Consider the following 18,758-nt stretch of genomic DNA (forward strand, 5'->3'; position numbering starts at 1 on the left):
ACCCTTCTGGACGTCCGCTCCCGCCCCAGAAGGGTCAGTTCCGCAGACGATCCTCCGCGCCACCGGCGTCGAGACCGCCACGCTCCGCGATCGCGGCCCGCACCAGCCCCGCCGTCTCGACGAATCCCCGCCACCGGTCCGTCCCCGCCACCCGGATGTTGAGCCAGCCCTGACGCAGGAACACCGCGTCCCGGCGGGTGTCCTTGCCGACCTGCGCGGCGCCGTCGTGGGTCTTGCCCTCGTAGTGGATCGCGATCCGCCACCGCCGGTAGCCGAGGTCCGCGCTGGCGGGGTGCCACAGCGAGTAGTCCGGGTCCCAGAGCTCGATCTGCAGGTCCGGCTCGGGCAGCCCCGCGGCCATCAGCGCCAGGCGCAGTTCGGTCTCGGCCGGGGAGTCGGAACCGGTGCGCACGAGCGCGAGCGCCTCCCGCGCCCGCACGATCCCGGCCTCGCCGGTGTGCCGCTCGAGCGCGGCGCCGAGCTCCCGGCGGGTGGCCAGCGCGACCTTCCCCCGCCGTTCGTCCTCCCGTGCCAGCCGATCTCCGACCGCCACGAGCGCGTCTCGGTCCAGGACGGTGGCCAGGTGGAACCAGGTGTCGGCGTGCGAGGTCCATCGCAGCCCGTGCAGCCGGTCCCTCCGCACGAGGACGCGGTCCAGGTCCACGAGCCGGGTGCGCACGCCGGGCTCCCGTAGCACCCGGCGGGTGCGGGACCGCAGGACGGTAGGACGCACCCGGGCCTTCACGTCGTCCGGGAGGGGCCAGCCCAGCAACCGGGCCACGGACTCTCCGGTCACCACGACGTCGGGACGCATCGCCGCCAGGTCCTGCAGCCGGGACAGCTCGGTGGCGAGGGGACGCGCGGGCGGCGTCGCCCCGGTGACGGGGCCGATCCAGCGGTAGTGGCCGTGCGCGACGCGTTCGACGTCCCGGCTGCGCAGCCGCGACCCGGACACCCCGGCGGCCAGCGCCTGCGCCCGCGTGAACGGGGCGTCCTGGAGGTGGGCGGGGAAGGGTCCGGGCACGCGCATGGCCCCGATCCTGCTCGCTCCCGACGTCGGCGGGCCCGGTTGTCCACAGGCCCTGCGGAGGCGTCGGGCCGACGTCGTCGTGGACGTCCTGCCGCGCGCTGGGAATCCGTTGCACATCTGACCCTTCTGGGCCGCCGCGCAGCGCTCGGAAGGGTCGGATCCGCAGAAGATTCCGGGATCACCCGCTCAGCCCGTACTCCTTCAGCATCTTCCGGGCCTCCTGGGTGCCGGCCCTCTGCAGCTCGAGCAGCTGCGCGTAGATCCCGCCGGACGCGGCCAGCTCGGCCGGGGTCCCGATCTCCTGCACCTGCCCGCCGCGCAGCGTGACGATCCGGTCCACGGACGCGATCGTGCTCAGCCGGTGCGCCACGATCAGGCTCGACCGCCCCACCATCAGGTCCTCGAGGGCCGCCTGCACGAGCCGTTCTGACTTCGTGTCCAGTGCGGAGGTGGCCTCGTCCAGCACAAGGATCGGCGCGTCCTTCAGCACGGCCCGCGCCACCGCGATCCGCTGCTTCTGCCCGCCGGACAGCCGCAGCCCGCGCTCGCCGATCACCTGTTCGTAGCCGTCGTCGAACGCCGCCACGAACCGGTGCGCGTACGCGGCCTTGGCGGCGGCCCGGACGCGCTCGTCGGAGGCGTCGGGGTCCGCGTAGGCGATGTTCTCGCGCACCGTCCCGGAGAACAGGCTCGGCTCCTGGAACACGGTGGCGATCCGCCCGCGCAGCGCGGCCAGGTCCAGCCCGGCGACGTCCTGTCCGAACACCTCGATGCGTCCGCTCGTCACCGGGTACAGACCCAGCAGCAGGTGCGCGATGGTCGACTTCCCGCCGCCCGACTCGCCCACGAGCGCCACCCTGGCACCCCGCGGGATGTCGAAGGACACGCGGTCCAGCACGGGGCGGGAGGCGTCGGCGTCGTAGGCGAAGGAGACCTCGTCGAAGCGCACGGCCGGCACGTCCGCGGGGACGTCCGGCGCACCCGGCACGACGTCGGCCCGCGGCTCCGCCGGCGCGCGGGGCTCCTCCGCGCTCGCCGCCGCGAGCGCCGCCCCGCCGGCCCGCTCGCGCTCCTCGGCGAGCACCTCGAAGTAGTCCTTCGACCCGGCGACGGCGCGCTGGGCGGAGTCCACGAGGAAGCTCATGGAGAAGATCGGCTGCCGGGCCATGTTCATCAGCTGCAGGAGGATCACCATGTCGCCCACGGAGAACAGGCCCTGCGCGGTGCGGACGAACACGATCAGGTACATCGCGCCGAAGGCCACGTTCAGGGCGAGCCGGCGCCCGGCGTCCATGCCGTGCCAGAACCGGGACTGCTGCCGGGTGATCTCCACGGTCCGCAGGAACCGGTCGCGGAACCCGGTGAGCTCGTGGTCCTGCCGGTTGTAGGCCCGCACCACGGACATCTGGGAGACCACCTCGGCGAACCGCCCCGAGGCGACGTCCACCTCCGTGTTCTTCTCCCCCTCCCACACCTGCCACTTCGCGGACGTCCGCGCGGTGAGCCACATGTACACGGGGAAGACGACGGCCAGCAGGATCGCCAGCGGCCACCAGTAGAACGCCGTGATCACGAGCACCGCGGCGGTGGTGACGAGCATGGTGAACGCGTTGTTCGCGAAGAACTGCAGGAACTGGGTGATCTCGTTGATGGTGCGGTTCAACCGGTTGACGACCCGCCCGGTGATCGCGGTGTCGAAGTACCGCTGGGGCAGGTGCAGCAGCTGCTCGAAGTACCGCGTGGAGAGGATGGTGCGCATGCGCGCGGCCATCACGTCGCCCCAGTAGCCGCCCACGCTCACCACCAGGGTGGTCGCCACCTCGACGGCGAGGAACGCGACCGCCAGCCAGGTCACCGCGGTGACGGCCTCGGCCACGTCGGTCTCCCCCGCGACGGCGGCGACGATCCGGTCCGTGGCCGCACCGATCAGGAACGGGGTGGCCAGGGCCAGCACCGCGGCCAGCACGGAGCTGACGGCGATGCCGAGGTAGAGGCGGTGGAGCTGGGGCGCGAAGCGCAGGATGCGGAGCAGCGACGTCACCCGGCCAGGCTAGTGGCCGGTGCGGACGTCAGCGCGGGCCGGTCGGCCCGCCTGGAGGTCAGAACGGGGGCGCTGCCGCGACGGCGGCCAGCACGGGGTGCAGCAGCGGGGCCACGCCGTGCCCGCCCGGTGCGGCCGGGGCGGCGGGGTCCATCCAGTGCAGCTCGACGATCTCGTCCGTCGGCTCGGGGACCTCGTGCCGGGCGACGGGCCGCCACAGCGCGAACACCTCCGAGTGCAGGGCGGCGCCGGGCTCGTTGGCGGCGGCGGTGTCCCACGCGCCGAGGCGGGTCAGCTCGTCCGGGCGCAGGCGCAGCCCGGTCTCCTCGGCCACCTCGCGGACGGCGGTGTCCACGGGGGCCTCGCCGGGCAGGTGCTTGCCGCCGGGGAACATGAACATGGCGGTGCCGGCCTTGCGGACGGTCAGCACGCGGCGGTCCGGGCGGGCCAGCACGACGGCGGAGACGCGGATGACCTCCCCGGCCGCGACGGTCGGCGTGCGGGCGGAGTCGGAAGGGGAAGGACTCATGCCCCCATCATCCTCTCCGCGCGGCTCAGAGGAGCGTGAGCCCCACCTTCACGGCGATTCCCAGCATGAGCACGCCCACCACGGCGTCCACGATCCGCCACGTCCGCGCCGAGTCCATGGACGGGGCGAGCTTGGTGCCGCCCCAGCCGAGCGCGGTGAACCACACGAGGGAGGCCGCCACCGCGCCGCCCACGTACGTCCACTTCGCCGCCCCGAACGTCTGCGCGAAGGTGCCCATCATGACCACGGTGTCGAGGATGGCGTGCGGGTTCACCAGGGAGACGGACAGCGCCAGCAGGATGATCCGCGGCAGCGGCGTCTGCGGACGGTCCAGCGCCATGCGGCGCGGCTGCACGCGCTGCCGCACCGTCACCGACCCGCCGCCCGAGGGGGCGCCGAAGCCGGGCGCGCCGTCGTCGTGCTGCCCGACGCCGGCCCTGGCCGGTTCGCGGTCGCGCTCGGCCAGGCGGCCGGTCGCCGGGTCGATCAGGGGCAGCTCGCCGGTGAGGACCGCGAGGTCGATGCGGTCGGGGCCGTGCCCGGTCCCCTCGACGTCCGCGGCCGCGGTGGTGAGGGTCCGGTCCCCGCGCCAGGCGGAGCGCAGCGCGCCCACGGCGAACGCGAGGAGGTAGACCACGCCGGCCACGGTCAGCGCGGGCACGAGCCACGGCCAGCGTTCGGCCACCACGCCCACGCCGCCGGCGCCGAGCACGAGCAGCGCCACATCGGCCACGAAGCACACGGTCAGGACGGTCCACACGCGGTCGCGTCGGACGATCTGGCGCAACAGGAACAGGGTCTGCGCGCCGATGGCGACGATGAGGGCGAGGTAGGTCAGGAATCCGGTGGCGAAGATGGTCACCGAGCGAGGATAGGAGTCGCCCCACGTCCGTGCCATCGCGATCTTCTTCAGGATCTGAAGACATCCTTCATGGCCACCCCTACCCTGGACCGCATGAACTCCGACCACCTGCGCGCCCTCGTCGCGGCCGTCGACCACGGCACCTTCGACGCCGCCGCGGACTCCCTGCGGATCTCCGGCTCGGCCTTCTCGCAGCGGATCAAGGCCCTGGAGCGGCAGGTGGGCCAGGTGCTCCTGGCCCGCACCGTCCCCGTCCGGCCGACCGCGGCCGGAGAGCGCATGCTCCGTCTCGCCCGGCAGACCCTCGTGCTCGAGGACGAGACGCTCGCCGCGCTCGGCCGGGGCGACGGCGGCCGCGTGCCGCTGCGCGTGGCCCTCAACGCGGACTCCCTCGACACGTGGTGGGAGCCCGTGCTGCGCGAGGCGGCGACGTGGGACGACGTCGTCCTGCAGATGCAGTCCGAGGACCAGGAGCACACCGCCGTCCTGCTGCGGGACGGCGCGGTCGTGGCGGCCGTGACGGACGACCCCACGCCCGTGGCCGGGTGCACCTCCACCCCGCTGGGCACGATGCGCTATCACGCGGTGTGCGCGTCCTTCCTGCTGGAGCTGCACCGCGACGCGCGGGGCCGGGTGGACTTCGGCTCGCTGCCGATCGTGGACTACGGCCCCCGCGACGGCCTGCAGCGCACGGTGCTGCGCCGCGTCACCCGGGGCCGCCCCGCGATCGTCCCGCCGACCCACCTGGTGCCGTCCGTGCACGCGTATCTGCGGGCGGTGGAGCTCGGGCTGGGCTGGGGCATGCTCCCCTCGGTGCAGATCCCGCCGGGCGTGCTCGAGGGCCGGCACCCCGACCTCGAGCCGATCCCGGCCCTCGGCGCGGCCGACGTGCACCTGCACTGGCAGCGCTGGACGGCCGGGACCGCGGCCCTGGACCGCCTCACGGACGCGGTGCTGCGCGCCGCGCCCTCGGCGGGGGACACCGCGGACTGACGGGCGCATTCGAGACCCGCCCCGGACGCGCCGCGACCCCCGCCGGAGGGGCGGGGGTCGCGGTCACGGGCCGCTCGGGGCGGCCGGGGTCGGGTCAGCGGGCGTCGCCGGTGCCCGGGCGGCGGGTGTCCGCGCCCTCGGCGCGCACGTCGCCGGCGCGGTCGTCCACGCGGTGCACGTCATGGTCGCGGTGCGCGCCGCCCACGTGGTGGTCGCGGCGCACGGGCTCGGCGTGCACCTCACGCTTGCGGCGGCCGGCCAGGCCCGCCAGGCCCAGCAGGCCGGCCAGGCCCCACAGGCCCCAGTTGCCGTTGTCGTCCTTCTCCTCCTCCTGGGGGGCGGGCGACTCGGAGGCCGGTGCCGTCGTGGCGGCCTCGGTGGCCGGGGCCGTGGTCTGCGCGACGGCGGCGGGGGCACCGAGGCCGGTGACGACGGCGGCGGCGAGGGTCAGGGCAGTGGCGGTTCGGCGGATGTCAGTCATGTTCGTGCTCCTCTCACCGGCGGCCTTCGCCGACCGGCGTCGGGGTGGATCGGCCGGAAGTCCCGGACGACCCTTTCGGTCATACACAGGCACCGTACGTACAGGGGGGTGGGGGTCCGTCAACGGTTGCCGACCCGGGGTCAGGGCCGGCCGCCCCGGGCGGAGCCGCAGCAGGAGCCCGCAGCCCCCGGCCCGGCGCGCCCCGGGGTGCAGGGCACGACGACGTCGAAGCGCGTCCACCCGTCCTCGGACGCCACGGTCACGTCCCCGCCGTGGCTGCGCGCGATCGAGCGCACGATGGCCAGACCCAGACCCGTGGACGGCTCCGTGCCCGGGGGGTCCGTCCGGCCCTTCCCGGGGCCGCGGACGAAGCGGTGGAAGAGGGTGGCGTGTCGGTCGGCCGGGATGCCGCCGCCGTCGTCGTGGACGCTGACGAGCATGAGGCCGGGCCGGGGCCGGTCCTCCCGCACGGAGGCCGTGACGGTGGTCCCGACGGGGGTGTGCTTGGCCGCGTTGGAGAGCAGGTTGCCGACCACGCGGGCCAGCTGCGACCGGTCGCCGGTGACGGACCGCTGGGTGCCCGGCTCCGCCCCCTCGGGCAGGTCCACCACCCACGTGTGGTCCGGCCACGCAGCGCGGGCGTCCATCACGCCCTCGAGGACCACCTCGGACAGGTCCACCTGTTCGGCCAGCGCCACCTCCTCGGAGGGCTCCAGACCCATGGCCCGGCCGCGCGAGACGGACTCGAGCCGTTCGAGCAGGAGCATGTCGTCCACGAGGGCCGCCATCCGGTCGGCCTGGAACAGCACCCGGCCGAGCGACCGCCGGCCGGTCGCGGAGAGCTCCTCCGTCATCGCGATCATCTCGGCGTAGCCGCGCACCGAGGCGAGCGGCGTGCGCAGCTCGTGGGAGGCGTCCGCCATGAACCGGCGCATCTGCTGCTCCTGCACGCGTCGCTGCTCCAGGGCCGCCTCGACCGAGCCGGTGAACCGTTCGAGCGCCTGGGCGACGACGGCCACCTCGTCCGGCCCTTGCAGGAGCCGAGGCGGCATGCGTGAGTCCTCCGGATCGAGCCCGGCGCGGGCCATGTCCACCTGGGCGACCCGCTCGGCGACGGCGGCGACCTCGCGCAGCGGGGCCAGTCCCCGACGCAGCCACAGGGTCACCAGGATCGCGGTGGTGAGGACGGTGACGGACAGTCCGACGGCGACCGCGACCAGCGCCTGGCGCGCGACGTCGGACATGGCGCCGGTCGGCGCCCCCACCACGAGTCCCTGGTCCGCGGCCACCCAGGGGCCCGGCGCGGTCAGGGTCTGGGCCTGGACGCGATAGGAGACGTCACCGACGACGGCGTCCAGCATCGGCCCACCCGGCCGGTCCCGGACGGCGCGCAGAAGGTCGTGGGCCTCCCGCGCCGTGAGCGGCACGGACTGCCCGGCGTCACCGACCCGGTGCCCGGTGAGGGCGTCCTGCCGATGCTCCTCCAGACCGGAGAGCGGGACGAGCGCGACCACCGTGCCCTCGGGCTGGCCGAGGGTGCCTGGCGCGCGCAGGTACCCCTCCCCGGGGCCGACGTCGTCCCCTCCGCCCGGCGAGGGGACCGTCAGCTGCTCCGAGGCGCGGATCCATGCTTCGGAGGCGTCCCGGGAGGCGGATTCGGTCAGCAGGGCCTTCGTGATGCCGGCCGCGAAGAACGAGTAGGCCGTGATGGTGGCCACCAGGATCAGAAGGACGCCGGCGCCGACGCGGCGGGCCAGCGACGTGGGCCGCCTGCGGCGGGTGCTGCCGTGCCCCGACGGGACCGCGCCGGTCTCAGGCAGGCCGGATGACATACCCGGCGCCGCGGATGGTGTGGATCATCGGATCCCGATCCGCGTCGATCTTCTTCCGCAGGTAGGAGATGTACAGCTCGACGATGTTCGCGCGGCCGCCGAAGTCGTAGCCCCAGACGTCCTGCAGGATGCGCTCCTTGGAGAGCACCGTGCGGACGTTGGCCATGAGGAACTGCAGCAGGTTGTACTGCGTGGCGGTCAGCTCGATCTCGTCGCCGCCGCGGGTCACCTCGTGAGTGCGGGTGTTCATCACCAGGTCGCCGACCACGAGCACCTCGGAGCCGCCCGAGACCACGCCGGAGCGCTGCACGAGCCGGTGCGCGCGGATGAGCACCTCCTCCATGGAGAAGGGCTTGGTCACGTAGTCGTCGCCGCCGGCGGCCAGGCCCGCCACGCGGTCCTCCGTCGCGTCCTTGGCGGTGAGGAACATGGCGGGCATCTCCGACCAGTGGGCGCGCAGGCGCTCCAGGACGTCCAGGCCGTCCATGTCCGGCAGCATGACGTCCAGGATCGCCAGGTCCGGACGGCCGGCGGTGCCCAGCTCGACGGCGGTCGCGCCGTCGTGGGCCACGATCACCTCCCAGCCGCAGAGGGTGAAGCCCATGGAGAGCAGGTCGGCGATCATCGGCTCGTCGTCCACGACGAGCACCCGCACCGGTGCGCCGTCCGGATGCGAGAGCTCGGGCAGGACCTTCTTCAGCTCCGCCATGGATGACGGGCCGGTGGTGCTCTGGATGGGACTCACAAGGTTCCTCTACGTTCTGGAGACGGTTCACGGTGCCCACGCGGACGTCGCGGACTGCGGGGACGAGCGCCTCGCGACGGAGGGCGACGCCGTTCCGGGGGATGATGGACGGGCGGCGACCGGAGGCCGGGGGTGCGCGGATCCCCCTCGACGGGGCCCCATGCTACGCGGACCAGCCGGGTCGGCCCAGAGTCTTCTCGGAACGCGGACATCAGCGTGACTCGTCACAGCCCTGACACATCCGGCGGCGCCACCGGGGCCGCCTCACGCCCACGCCGCGCCGCGTGGCCGGCGTCAGTCGACCGGCTTCATGGCCCAGTGCGTGGCCAGGGTGCCGAACATGTGGGTCTCGTGCCCGATGTTCACGAAGCCGGCGTCCGCGAAGAGGTCCGCGACCTCGTCCGGCGTGTGGAACGCCTTCGTCGAGGAGGACAGGTACGCGTAGGCCTCCGGCCGGTCGGCCATCAGCTTCGCCAGCTGTGGCATCACCCGGTGGATGTAGAAGGAGGAGAAGGGCTTGAGCACGTTGTCCGGCGCCGGCGACGTCTCGAGGGCCGCGACCCAGCCGCCGGGGCGCAGCACGCGGAACTGCTCGGCGAGGGTCGCCGGGATGTCCGCGACGTTGCGCAGCAGGTAGCCGTGGGTCACGGCGTCGAACGAGCCGGCCTCGAACGGCAGGTCCGTCGCGTCCGCGACGACCCACTCGATGCGGTCCCCGCCCGCGCGGGCACGGCCGACCTCCATCATCTCGGCGGCGATGTCCGCGCCCACCACCTGCGCGTCGGGGTGCTGCTTGAGCACCTCGAACGCGAGGTCGCCGGTGCCGGTGGCCAGGTCGAGCACGCGGGCCTGCGCCGGGATGTTGGCACGCGCCACCGTGTGGCGCACCAGGCGCGGCTCCTGACCCCATGTCATGACGGCGTTCATCAGGTCGTAGCGGCCGGCGATGGCGTCGAACATCGCGGAGACCCGGTCGTGGTGGTCGGCGGCGCCGCGCTGCGCGTCGCCGCGTGGGGCGGGGAGGGGGTTCTGGCTCACCAGGCCACCGTATCCCGCCCACCTCCCCCCGACGACGGCCCTCCCCGGGATTGCACAGAGGCGTTAGGTTGCCCTAACCTTCAGGAGTTACCTCACGTCAGTGTTTGCTAATGCCGGCCCGGCAGGGCCGACGCATCCTCCGACCGCAGACCCGACCCCCTCCGCCCGGCGCCCGCGCGTCGCGACCGTGAAAGGCCACCACCATGGCACCGTCCCCCCTGTCCCGCCGCTCCCTCCTCGCCAGCGGGGGAGTCGGGCTCACCCTCCTGCTCGCCGCGTGCTCCACCGGCCCGGCCGGAGGCTCGGCCTCGTCCTCGTCGGCCGGTGCGTCGTCGTCGGACGCCGCGGGCGGGGACGCCGCGTTCCCCCGCAGCATCGAGCACGTCTACGGCACCACCGAGATCCCGCAGCGCCCGACCCGCGTGGCCACCGTGTCCTGGGTGAACCAGGACGTGGCCCTCGCCCTCGGGGTGGTGCCGGTGGGCATGGCCGCCGTGGAGTTCGGGGGGAACGCGGAGAAGTCCACCGACTGGTTCGACGCGAAGCTCGCCGAGACCGAGGGCGCCCAGAAGCCCGTGCAGTGGTCCGAGGCCTCCGGCATCGACGCCGAGGCGATCGCCGCCGTGAAGCCGGACGTCATCCTCGCCGTCTACTCCGGCATCACGCAGGAGGACTACGACCGCCTCTCGAAGATCGCCCCCACAGTGGCCTACCCGAAGGACGTCCCCGCCTACGGCACCTCGTGGCAGCAGTCCACGGAGGTCATCGGCCGCGTGCTCGGCAAGGAGCAGGAGGCGGAGGAGCTCATCGCGGACCTCGAGCAGCAGATCAAGGACGCCGGCGAGAAGCACGCGGGCCTCCAGGGCGCGTCCTTCGTCTACGGCACCATCGACCCCGCCGCCGCGGACCAGATCAGCATCTACACGGACGTGGACAACCGCCCGAAGTTCCTCGAGCTGCTCGGCATGGAGCAGGCGCCGGTGGTGACGGAGAACTCCCCGGAGGACCAGGCGTTCTTCTTCACGTGGTCGCCCGAGCGCGCGGACGAGCTGGAGTCGGACGTGTTCGTCTCCTGGGCCGCCCAGGACTCGGTCCGCGAGGCCATCGAGTCCGACCCCCTGCTGGGCTCGATCCCGGCCGTGAAGGCCGGCGCCCTCGTCCTGCAGACGGACGAGCAGGAGGTCCTCTCCGTCTCCGCGATCTCCCCGCTGTCCATCCCGTTCGCGCTCGAGAAGGTCGTCCCGCCGATCGCCGAGGCCGCGAAGACCGCGCAGGGCTGATCCCTCCCCATGCCGTCCACGGCCCTGGCCTCCCCGGCCCGCGTCCGCGCGGGCGTGCTGATGGGCGCCCTGCCCGCGGCGCTGCTGCTGGCGGCGCTCGTGGCCGGCGTCGCCCTCGGCGCGCGCACCGTGCCGGCGACGACGGCGCTCGACACCCTGGGCGCGGTCCTCACCGGGCACCCCGTGCCGGAGGGCATCGAGGCGGCGGCCGTGGCCTCCCGCGTGCCCCGCGTGGTGACGGGGGCGCTGGTGGGGGCGGCGCTGGCCGTGGCCGGCGCCGCCCTGCAGGGGGCCACCCGCAACCCGCTCGGCGACCCGGGGCTGCTCGGGCTCTCCGCCGGCGCGGGGCTGGCCGTGGCGGCGGGCATGGCGCTCGGCGTCGCCGGGTCCACGTTCGGAGTGCTGGCGCTGGCCGCCGTCGGGACGCTGGTCGCGGCCGCGCTCGGCTACGCGGTGGCGGCGGCCGCCACACGGAGTGGCCGGACGCCCGGCGCCCCCTCCCCCATGGCGCTCGTGCTGGCCGGCGCGGCGCTCACCGCCGGCGCCACCGCCGGCACCACGGCCCTGCTCGTGCTCTCCCCCACGGTCCAGGACCGACTGCGGTTCTGGGCCGTGGGCACGGTGGCCCGCGCCGACCTCGGCGAGGCGCTCGCCCTGGCACCCGTCATCGCCGTCGGGCTGCTCGCCGCCGTCGCCGTGGCCCCCGGGCTCGACGCCCTCGCCCTCGGCGACGACCTCGCGCACGGCCTGGGCGGGCGCCCGGAGCGGGTGCGCGCGGTGCTGCTGGGCGCGGTCGTGCTGCTCACGGCCGCGGCGGTGGCGCTGGCCGGGCCGGTCGGGTTCGTGGGACTGCTCGTGCCCCACGCGCTGCGCCGTCTGCGGCCGCCGAGCACGCGGGCCCTGATGGTCGGCTGCGCCCTGTGGGGCGCCGTCCTCGTGATCCTCGCGGACCTCGCCGGGCGGCTCGTCGTGGCGCCCGGGGAGATCCACCTCGGGGTGACCACCGTCCTGCTCGGCGTGCCCGTGCTGCTGGCGCTGCTGCGCCGCCCGGGGGTGGCCGCATGAGCCTCCAGTGCACCGCCCCGGACGACGTCGTCGCCCGCCTGCGCCGCGCCGACCGGCGCCGCCTCGGAGGGGCCTGCGCGGGCCTCGCCGTGGCCGTGCTGGTCCTCGCCCTGCTGCGCGTGGTGTGGGGCACGTACCAGGTGACCGTCCCGGACCTCGTGCGGATCCTGGGCGGGGAGACGATCCCGGGAGCGAGCTTCATCGTGCTGGAGGAGAAGCTGCCCCGCGCCGTGGCCGCAGTGCTCACCGGCGCCGCCCTGGGCGCGGCCGGCGCGCTCTACCGGCGCACGCTGCGCAACCCCCTGGCCTCGCCGGACATCCTGGGCGTCACCCAGGGCGCCGCGGCGGCGGTCGTGCTGGGGATGCTGGCGACCGCCGGGCAGACCGGCGGAGGATCGGACCTGATGCGCGCCGCCACGGCACTGATCGGTGGCCTCGCGGCGGTGGTCGCCGTGTTCGCCACGGCCCGCTCGGTGGGGGGCGAGCGGTTCGTCGTGGCCGGCATCGCGGTGGCGGCGGCGGGCCAGGCCGTGGTGGCCGGGGCCATGCTCTCGCTGGCCCAGCACGACCTGCAGTCGGCCACCGTCTGGATCGCCGGCTCGCTCAACGGGGTCACGTGGGGCCGCATCGCGCTGCTCGCGGGCGTGCTCGTGGTCGCCCTGCCGCTGGCGGGGGTGCTCCACGCGCGGCTGGCCCCCGCCGACGTCGGCCCGGACCTCGCGCACGCCCTCGGCGCCCGGCCGCGTCCCACCTCGGCCGCGGCGCTGGGGCTCGGCGCGGTGCTGGCCGCCGTGGCGACCGCCGTCGTGGGGCCGCTGGCGTTCGTGGCGCTGCTGGCCACCCCGGTGGCGCGCGGGCTCACCCGTGGCCTGCCCTCCCTGCCCGCGGCGGCGCTCACGGGCGCCGCGCTCGTGCTGCTCGCGGACCTCGTGGCCGGTGAGGCCGTCCCCCTGCTCACCGGCGCCGCCCTGCCCACCGGTGTGCTCACCGGCGCCGCCGGCGCCCCGCTCATGCTCTGGCTGCTGCTGTGCCAGGGCCGGACCCCAGGAGGCGTGCGCTCCGCATGACCGCTCCCCCGCTCACCGTCCCGTCCCCCGCCGCACCGCGCGCCGGGGCCGCCGACGACGTCGCGATCCGCCTGCGCGGCCTGACGCTCGGCTACGGCCCGGCCTCGGCGCCGCCGATCGTCGCGGACCTCGACCTGGACGTGCCCGCCGGGCGCGTCACCGCGATCATCGGCGCCAACGGCTGCGGCAAGTCCACGCTGCTGCGCGGCCTGACCCGCCAGCTCGCCCCGCGCGCCGGGAGCATCGAGGTGCTCGGTCGGGACGCCGCCCGCGTGTCCGCGCGCGACTACGCCCGCACCGTGGCGCTGCTGCCCCAGCATCCCGTGGCGCCCGAGGGCATGACGGTGGCGCAGCTCGTGGCGCGCGGCCGTCACCCGCACCGCGGGCTCCTGGGCGGCCGGGCCGCCGGCGACGACGCCGCGGTCGCCGCGGCGCTCGAGAGCACCGACCTCGTGGAGCTCGCCGAGCGCGAGGCCGGCACGCTCTCCGGCGGGCAGCGGCAGCGGGCGTGGCTCGCCCTCGTGCTCGCCCAGCAGACCCCGGTGGTGCTCCTCGACGAGCCCACGAGCTACCTCGACCTCAGCCATCAGGTGGAGGTGCTCGACCTGGTGCGCACGCTCCCGGACCCGCGTGGCGAGGGCCGGGCGACCGTCGTCGCGGTGCTGCACGAGCTGAACCTGGCGGCGCGCAGTGCGGACCACATCGTGGCGATGGCCGCGGGCCGGGTGGTGGCGCAGGGCACGCCGGGCGAGGTGATCGTGCCGGAGGTGCTGGCCGAGGTGTTCGGCCTGGACGCGGACGTGGTGGCCGACCCGCTGCTGGGCCACCCCGTGGTGCTGCCGCGGGGGGACGGGGACCGCCGATGAGCGCCGACGGCATGATCGTGGCGCACACGCGCGTGGTGTCCGTGGAGCAGCCGTGCCGCGGGTTCCGGCGGATCGTGCTGGCGGGCCCGGACCTGGAGGCCGCCAGCGGGGACCTGCTGGGACTGCTGCCGCCCGGCGTCGCCGACCTGCACGCCCTGTACCGGGGCGCGCGGCCGCGCCGGGACGCCTATGTGAAGCTGCTGATCCCCCCGCCGGGCGGGACGTCGGCGGACCCGGACCTGTCCGCCGGGTTCCGCGCCGGGTTCCTGGCCATCCCCGAGGAGGAGCGCGGCTGGATGCGCACGTACACGGTGCGCTCGGCCGGGCTCGTGCGGCTCGACGGGCGGCAGGTGCCCTCGCTGACCGTGGACGTGGTGCTGCACGGCGACCCGGACGACCCCGCCGACCCGCATCAGGGGCCGGGCCTGCGCTGGGCGCGCGCCGTCCAGGCGGGGGACGCGGTGAACGTGCTGGTGCCCTCGGCGGAGGCGCCGGCGTGGTCCGGCTGGCGGCAGACGGGGGCGCACCGTGTGCTGGCCGTGGGCGACGAGACCGCCGTCCCCGCCCTGGTGTCCGTGGCGGAGGAGCTCGCGGACCCGTTCGGCGGGTTCGACGGCGAGGCGGACCTCGTGCTCGAGCTGCCCCACGACGGGCAGGCCGCCGACCTCATCGCCGAGCGCCTGGCCGTCCCCGAGCCGTGGGACTGGCGGGCCGTGACGGAGCTGACGGACCGGGGCCGCGTGCGCCTGCACGTGGGCCGCCGGGCGCCGGGGGCGCCGTCGGGGTCCTGGGCGCACGCCCGCCTCGCCGCCCTGCTGGGCGTGGACCCCGACGACGCCGGCGGGCCGGTCGCGCCGCCCGCGGCCTCCGTCGAGCGCGAGTGGACCGTCGCCGCCCTCGAGGCCGACGAACGGCCCGAGGCCTACGTGTTCCTCGCCGGGGAGTCCGCGATGGTGCGCGCCCTGCGCCGGCTCAGCGTGGGCCCCGGCGGCGTGCCGAAGAAGCACGTCTCCTTCATGGGCTACTGGCGGGAGGGCCAGGCGGAGAGCTGAGGAGTGGGGTGGTGGAGCGCCGCTCCGCCCTCGCACCGGCGTCGGGCTCTCCCTACTGTGGGAGTTCAGCACCCGATCGAACCGAAGGAGAGATTCCCATGACCCGCACCGTGATCATCGGCGGCCACGGCAAGGTGGCCCTGCTCGCCGCACCTCTGCTGGCGGAGGCCGGCCACGACGTCGTCTCGATCATCCGCAACCCCGATCACGCCGAGGACGTCCGCGCCGCCGGCGCCGAACCGCTCGTCCTGGACATCGAGAAGGCGGACCAGGAGGAGCTGCTCCACGCGCTGCGCGACGCGGACAACGTCGTGTTCTCCGCGGGCGCGGGCGGCGGGGACGCCCAGCGCACCCGGGCCGTGGACCACGACGCCGCCGTCGCCAGCATGCGCGCCGCCGAGGCCGCGGGCGTGCGGCGCTACGTGATGGTGTCCTACCTCGGCGCGTCCCTGCACCACGACGTGCCCGAGGACGACCCCTTCTACACCTACGCGCAGGCCAAGGCCGAGGCGGACGAGGCGCTGCGGGACTCCGGGCTGGCCTGGACCATCCTCGGTCCCGGCGCCCTGACCGACGAGGAGCCGTCCGGCCGCATCACCGTGGACCCGGACCTCTCCGACTCCGATGCCCCGCAGCGTGGGGCCAGCCGCGGCAACGTCGCCCGGGCGATCGTGGCCGTGCTCAGCGAGCCGGGCACGGTGGGCCGGAAGATCGACTTCGTGGACGGCGACGTGCCCGTGGCCGAGGCCGTCCGCGGCGACTGACGCGCCGCCGCCGTCGTCGGCCCCTCCCACCCGCGCTTTCGAACGTGAAAGGGGGCGAATGGGGGCTTTCGAACGTGAGATAGGCCCTCTCTCACGTTCGAAAGCGCCGGGGACCGCCCTCGCTCAGGCCGGGCCGAGGCGGCGGTCCACGGTGCCGAGCACGCCCATGAGCCCGGTGAAGCCGGCCAGGATCCCGGCGAGCACGACGCCCACGCTGCGTCGGCCGAGCCGCGGCACGTCCAGGAACGGGTACGGGTACCAGTCGATGCGGGGCCCGCGCGCCATGGTCGCCGCCGCCCACATCAGCGGGATGACCGAGGCCAGCCCGGCGCGCCGCGGCGTGATCTGCCCGCGGGGGTCGCACAGCGCCCACACCGCCGGGGCGAGCACGGGGTTGACGATGTGCTGCAGCGCGTCGTTGAACCGGTAGAGGAAGGTGTCCTGCTCGCGGCCGCGCAGCACCGCGTTGTAGACGATCCCCGTGACCATCACCGAGCCGAGTCCGGCGGTGCGCACGGCCCAGAACGCGTCCGACGTGGGCGCCTCACGACGCGCGGCCAGCGTCAGCGACGTGCCCGCGACCAGCGCGTTGGACAGCCACGTGAAGTACGCCGGCTGGTTGAGGGCGTGGGACCAGCCCGCGGGGAACCCGCCCTGATAGCCGACGCCCGGGATCACCATGGAGTCCTTGGACATCCCGATGGGGAACGAGGTCAGGCACCCGATCAGCGGCAGTGCCCCCGAGACCTGCCACGCCAGGCGGGTCCGACGGTCCACCGGCGGCACGGGACGCGGCTGCAGCCGGGACACGACGGCGTGCGCGATCCGCCCACGGACCCCCTGCGGGGCGGGGCGGGTGCGGCGGAGGGAGGGCAGGCTGACGCGGAGGGTGGAAAGGGGCATGGGGGTCGTCCTCGAACAGCGGGGTCAAGGGATGAGACCGCCCATTGTCACATGAACAGCAGTTGAACGAAAGGGAGCGAGACGGAGAGCACCGCCACGCCCCCCCTCCTGCCCGCCCCGCCGCCTCAGTGGGCGCCGGCCTCCTCCAGCGGCAGGATGCGCTCCGGATCCTCGACCTCCACGCGCACGCCGTCCGCCTGCAGCCGGCGCACGCCCTCGGCGATCAGCCGCCGGCCGACGTCGTCGATCCGGTCCACCCGCGTGAGGTTGAGCACCACGGTGCGGATGGGCCCGTCGTTCTCATCTCGGGCGGCCACGGCGGCGGCCTCGTACACCGCCCCGCCGCCGGTCGCGGCCGCGAGCGCCGCGCTGTCCGCCGCGGCCTCCTGCCACCGCGGGTAGACGGCGGCGTCCCAGCCGGTGCCGGGCTTCTCCGCACCGGTGCGCAGGTCCGTGAGCGCGTCCAGCACCGCCTCGGCGCCGCCGAACCGGATCACGCCCTGCAGGTGCAGGAACACGCGGTCACCCTCGCGTTCCACGAAGCGCACGGCGGTTCCGCCCAGGCTGTCGCCGTCCATGAGGTGCAGCCGGAAGTCCTCGGAGAGGCGGCGGCACGCCAGCACGCCGCGCGCCGAGTTGCCCACCTCGTCCAGGCGCGGCGAGAACACGCCGATCCCCACGCGGCCCGGCAGCGCGCCGAGCACACCGCCGGCCACCCCGGACTTGGCCGGGATCCCGACGTCGGCGAGCCACTGCCCGGCGGCGTCGTACATGCCGGAGGAGGTCATCACGGACACCACGCGCCGCGCCACGATGGACGGCAGCACGCGCTCACCCGTCATCGGATGGATGCCCCCGGTGGCCAGACACGCGCCCATCACGGCGAGGTCCTTGGCGGTGACGAGCACGGCGCACTGCGCCACGTACCCGGCCACGATCTCCTCGGCCGAGTCCTGCAGCACCCCGTAGCTGCGGAGCATGTGCCCCAGGGAGAGGTTGCGGTCCGAGACCGCCATCTCGGACTCGTACGTCTCCCGGTCCACCGCGAGCCGACGCCCGGCGAGCAGGGACATGATCTCCACGGCCCGGTCCAGCCGCTCCTTCCGGCTCGCCTCCGGCCCCACCAGCAGCTGGTGCACCGCGAGCGCGCCCGCGTTGATCATGGCGTTGTCCGGGCGGTGCGACTCCGCCTCGAGGGAGAGCTCGTTGAAGGCCTCGCCCGAGGGGTTCAGCCCCACCTGTCGGTCCACGGCGGCGAAGCCCCGGTCCACGAGCGCGGCCGCGTACGTGAACGGCTTGGACGCGGACTGGATGGTGAACTCCACGTCCGCGTCCCCCGCGGAGTGCAGCCGCCCGGTGGGGGTGGCCAGCGCGATGCCGAGGCGGTCCGGGTCCGCCTCCGCGAGCACGGGGATGTACTGGGCCGTCTCTCCCGGGTTCACGGCGCCGAGCTCGGTGATCAGGCTCGCCAGGTAGTCGGGGATCGGGTGTCTCATCTCAGGCCTCCCAGCGCAGGCAGGTCAGGGGCTCGCCCCCGGGCACGGGCACGTGGCCGGTCGCACGGAAGCCGAGCCGCTCATAGAACGGGACGGTGGCGGGCACGGACGCCTCGAGGTGCACGGGCAGACCCGACGCGCGGCGCTGGCCGTGGCGCACCAGCGCACTCGCCGCCCCGCGCCCGCGGGCGGACGGGACGGTGCCGACCTCCTCAAGGTACCAGTGCCGGCCTGCCGGGCGGGCACGCTCGCAGGCGGCCTGGATCCGCTTCAGGGCGAGGGTGTGGCGGCCGTGGACGGCGACCGCGGTGGGCAGCCCCGCCAGCAGGCCCGGCACGTCGACCCCGCGGGGGGCGGCGGGGGAGGTCCACACGGCGGCGCCGAGCAGCGTGCCATCGTCGGCGTCCACGGCGACGTCCACGGCGCCGAGCGGGGCGCCGTCGGCCCCCGCGCGCAGCCCGTGGCGCACGGCGGCGGTGAACTTGCGCTCGAGGCGGGCCTCGCGCCGGTCCTCGGGCACGAGCCCGAGCGTGTACGGGTCCGTGGCGAAGGCCTCGGCGAGGACGGCGCCCACGCGGCGGGCGGTGTCCTCGCGGGCTCCACCCGGGCGCAGGGTGAGCACGTGGACGCGGGGGCGCGGCGCAGCGGGGTCCGGGGAGGTCATGGTCGCCAGTCTAGGGACGGGGCCGGGCGCGTCATCGGACCGGCCGACGC

Annotated in this window: 18 protein-coding genes; 7 read left to right on the plus strand and 11 right to left on the minus strand. The window is 75.0% G+C overall.

Annotation, left to right across the window (positions count from 1 at the left end):
- Positions 1-34 precede the first annotated feature (34 nt).
- The 4 genes from AC0VX0_RS11030 to AC0VX0_RS11045 all read right to left on the minus strand — a co-directional run bounded on the left by AC0VX0_RS11030 (position 35) and on the right by AC0VX0_RS11045 (position 4,462).
- Positions 35-1,030: a hypothetical protein gene (locus AC0VX0_RS11030; RefSeq protein WP_036314481.1), complete on the minus strand. Its 996-nt coding sequence runs from the start codon at positions 1,028-1,030 to the stop codon at positions 35-37.
- A gap of 178 nt (positions 1,031-1,208) precedes the next feature.
- Entirely contained in the window at positions 1,209-3,071 is a 1,863-nt protein-coding gene (locus tag AC0VX0_RS11035; RefSeq protein ID WP_101965878.1) for an ABC transporter ATP-binding protein, read from the minus strand.
- Between the two features lie 58 nt (positions 3,072-3,129).
- Positions 3,130-3,600, minus strand: coding sequence for an NUDIX hydrolase (locus tag AC0VX0_RS11040; RefSeq protein ID WP_060775137.1), 471 nt, complete (start codon positions 3,598-3,600; stop codon positions 3,130-3,132).
- A gap of 25 nt (positions 3,601-3,625) precedes the next feature.
- A complete protein-coding gene (locus tag AC0VX0_RS11045; RefSeq protein ID WP_377651724.1) occupies positions 3,626-4,462 on the minus strand; it encodes a LysE/ArgO family amino acid transporter in 837 nt (278 codons plus the stop codon).
- Positions 4,463-4,531: 69 nt separating this feature from the next.
- Here AC0VX0_RS11045 and AC0VX0_RS11050 point away from each other — a divergent pair, with 69 nt between their 5' ends.
- Positions 4,532-5,455, plus strand: coding sequence for an ArgP/LysG family DNA-binding transcriptional regulator (locus AC0VX0_RS11050; protein ID WP_377651726.1), 924 nt, complete (start codon positions 4,532-4,534; stop codon positions 5,453-5,455).
- A 94-nt stretch (positions 5,456-5,549) separates the two neighbouring features.
- Here the strand turns inward: AC0VX0_RS11050 and AC0VX0_RS11055 are convergent, their stop codons facing one another.
- The 4 genes from AC0VX0_RS11055 to AC0VX0_RS11070 all read right to left on the minus strand — a co-directional run bounded on the left by AC0VX0_RS11055 (position 5,550) and on the right by AC0VX0_RS11070 (position 9,551).
- Positions 5,550-5,936, minus strand: coding sequence for a WGxxGxxG family protein (locus tag AC0VX0_RS11055; protein ID WP_036314487.1), 387 nt, complete (start codon positions 5,934-5,936; stop codon positions 5,550-5,552).
- Positions 5,937-6,076: 140 nt separating this feature from the next.
- The gene (locus AC0VX0_RS11060) at positions 6,077-7,654 is read right to left on the minus strand and encodes a HAMP domain-containing sensor histidine kinase (RefSeq protein ID WP_230278033.1); all 1,578 of its coding nucleotides are present in this window, start codon (positions 7,652-7,654) and stop codon (positions 6,077-6,079) included.
- 94 nt (positions 7,655-7,748) lie between these two features.
- Complete coding sequence (locus tag AC0VX0_RS11065; protein WP_377651735.1) at positions 7,749-8,477, minus strand: response regulator transcription factor; 729 nt, start codon at positions 8,475-8,477, stop codon at positions 7,749-7,751.
- 330 nt (positions 8,478-8,807) lie between these two features.
- Entirely contained in the window at positions 8,808-9,551 is a 744-nt protein-coding gene (locus AC0VX0_RS11070) for a ubiquinone/menaquinone biosynthesis methyltransferase (protein ID WP_087113520.1), read from the minus strand.
- Positions 9,552-9,754: 203 nt separating this feature from the next.
- Between AC0VX0_RS11070 and AC0VX0_RS11075 the strand changes: the two genes are divergently transcribed.
- The 6 genes from AC0VX0_RS11075 (at position 9,755) to AC0VX0_RS11100 (ending at position 15,645) form a co-directional block, all read left to right on the plus strand.
- Positions 9,755-10,831: an iron-siderophore ABC transporter substrate-binding protein gene (locus tag AC0VX0_RS11075; RefSeq protein ID WP_101965883.1), complete on the plus strand. Its 1,077-nt coding sequence runs from the start codon at positions 9,755-9,757 to the stop codon at positions 10,829-10,831.
- Between the two features lie 9 nt (positions 10,832-10,840).
- Positions 10,841-11,896, plus strand: a complete 1,056-nt coding sequence (locus AC0VX0_RS11080) for a FecCD family ABC transporter permease (RefSeq protein ID WP_434783867.1) — start codon at positions 10,841-10,843, stop codon at positions 11,894-11,896.
- Positions 11,893-12,963 carry a FecCD family ABC transporter permease gene (locus tag AC0VX0_RS11085; protein ID WP_078025656.1) on the plus strand — a complete coding sequence of 357 codons (1,071 nt, stop codon included), beginning with the start codon at positions 11,893-11,895 and terminating at the stop codon, positions 12,961-12,963. Before AC0VX0_RS11080 ends, AC0VX0_RS11085 begins: the two co-directional genes overlap by 4 nt.
- Positions 12,960-13,829, plus strand: a complete 870-nt coding sequence (locus tag AC0VX0_RS11090) for an ABC transporter ATP-binding protein (RefSeq protein ID WP_101965884.1) — start codon at positions 12,960-12,962, stop codon at positions 13,827-13,829. The genes AC0VX0_RS11085 and AC0VX0_RS11090 overlap by 4 nt, the downstream gene beginning before the upstream one ends.
- Positions 13,826-14,881 (plus strand): siderophore-interacting protein, encoded by a 1,056-nt coding sequence (locus tag AC0VX0_RS11095; RefSeq protein WP_041104096.1) that lies wholly within the window; start codon positions 13,826-13,828, stop codon positions 14,879-14,881. Before AC0VX0_RS11090 ends, AC0VX0_RS11095 begins: the two co-directional genes overlap by 4 nt.
- A 98-nt stretch (positions 14,882-14,979) precedes the next feature.
- Positions 14,980-15,645, plus strand: a complete 666-nt coding sequence (locus tag AC0VX0_RS11100) for an SDR family oxidoreductase (protein WP_041104097.1) — start codon at positions 14,980-14,982, stop codon at positions 15,643-15,645.
- A gap of 123 nt (positions 15,646-15,768) precedes the next feature.
- On the opposite strand, the gene AC0VX0_RS11105 is transcribed toward AC0VX0_RS11100, so the two are convergent.
- The 3 genes from AC0VX0_RS11105 to AC0VX0_RS11115 form a co-directional block, all read right to left on the minus strand.
- Positions 15,769-16,548, minus strand: a complete 780-nt coding sequence (locus AC0VX0_RS11105; protein ID WP_100058928.1) for a Pr6Pr family membrane protein — start codon at positions 16,546-16,548, stop codon at positions 15,769-15,771.
- 125 nt (positions 16,549-16,673) lie between these two features.
- Complete coding sequence (gene glsA / locus AC0VX0_RS11110; RefSeq protein WP_020622111.1) at positions 16,674-18,044, minus strand: glutaminase A; 1,371 nt, start codon at positions 18,042-18,044, stop codon at positions 16,674-16,676.
- A 1-nt stretch (position 18,045) separates the two neighbouring features.
- On the minus strand, positions 18,046-18,708 hold the full coding sequence (locus AC0VX0_RS11115) for a GNAT family N-acetyltransferase (protein ID WP_020622112.1): 663 nt from the start codon (positions 18,706-18,708) through the stop codon (positions 18,046-18,048).
- Between the last annotated feature and the right edge of the window lie 50 nt (positions 18,709-18,758).

It is taken from the genome of Micrococcus sp. iso_26, from assembly GCF_056172975.1.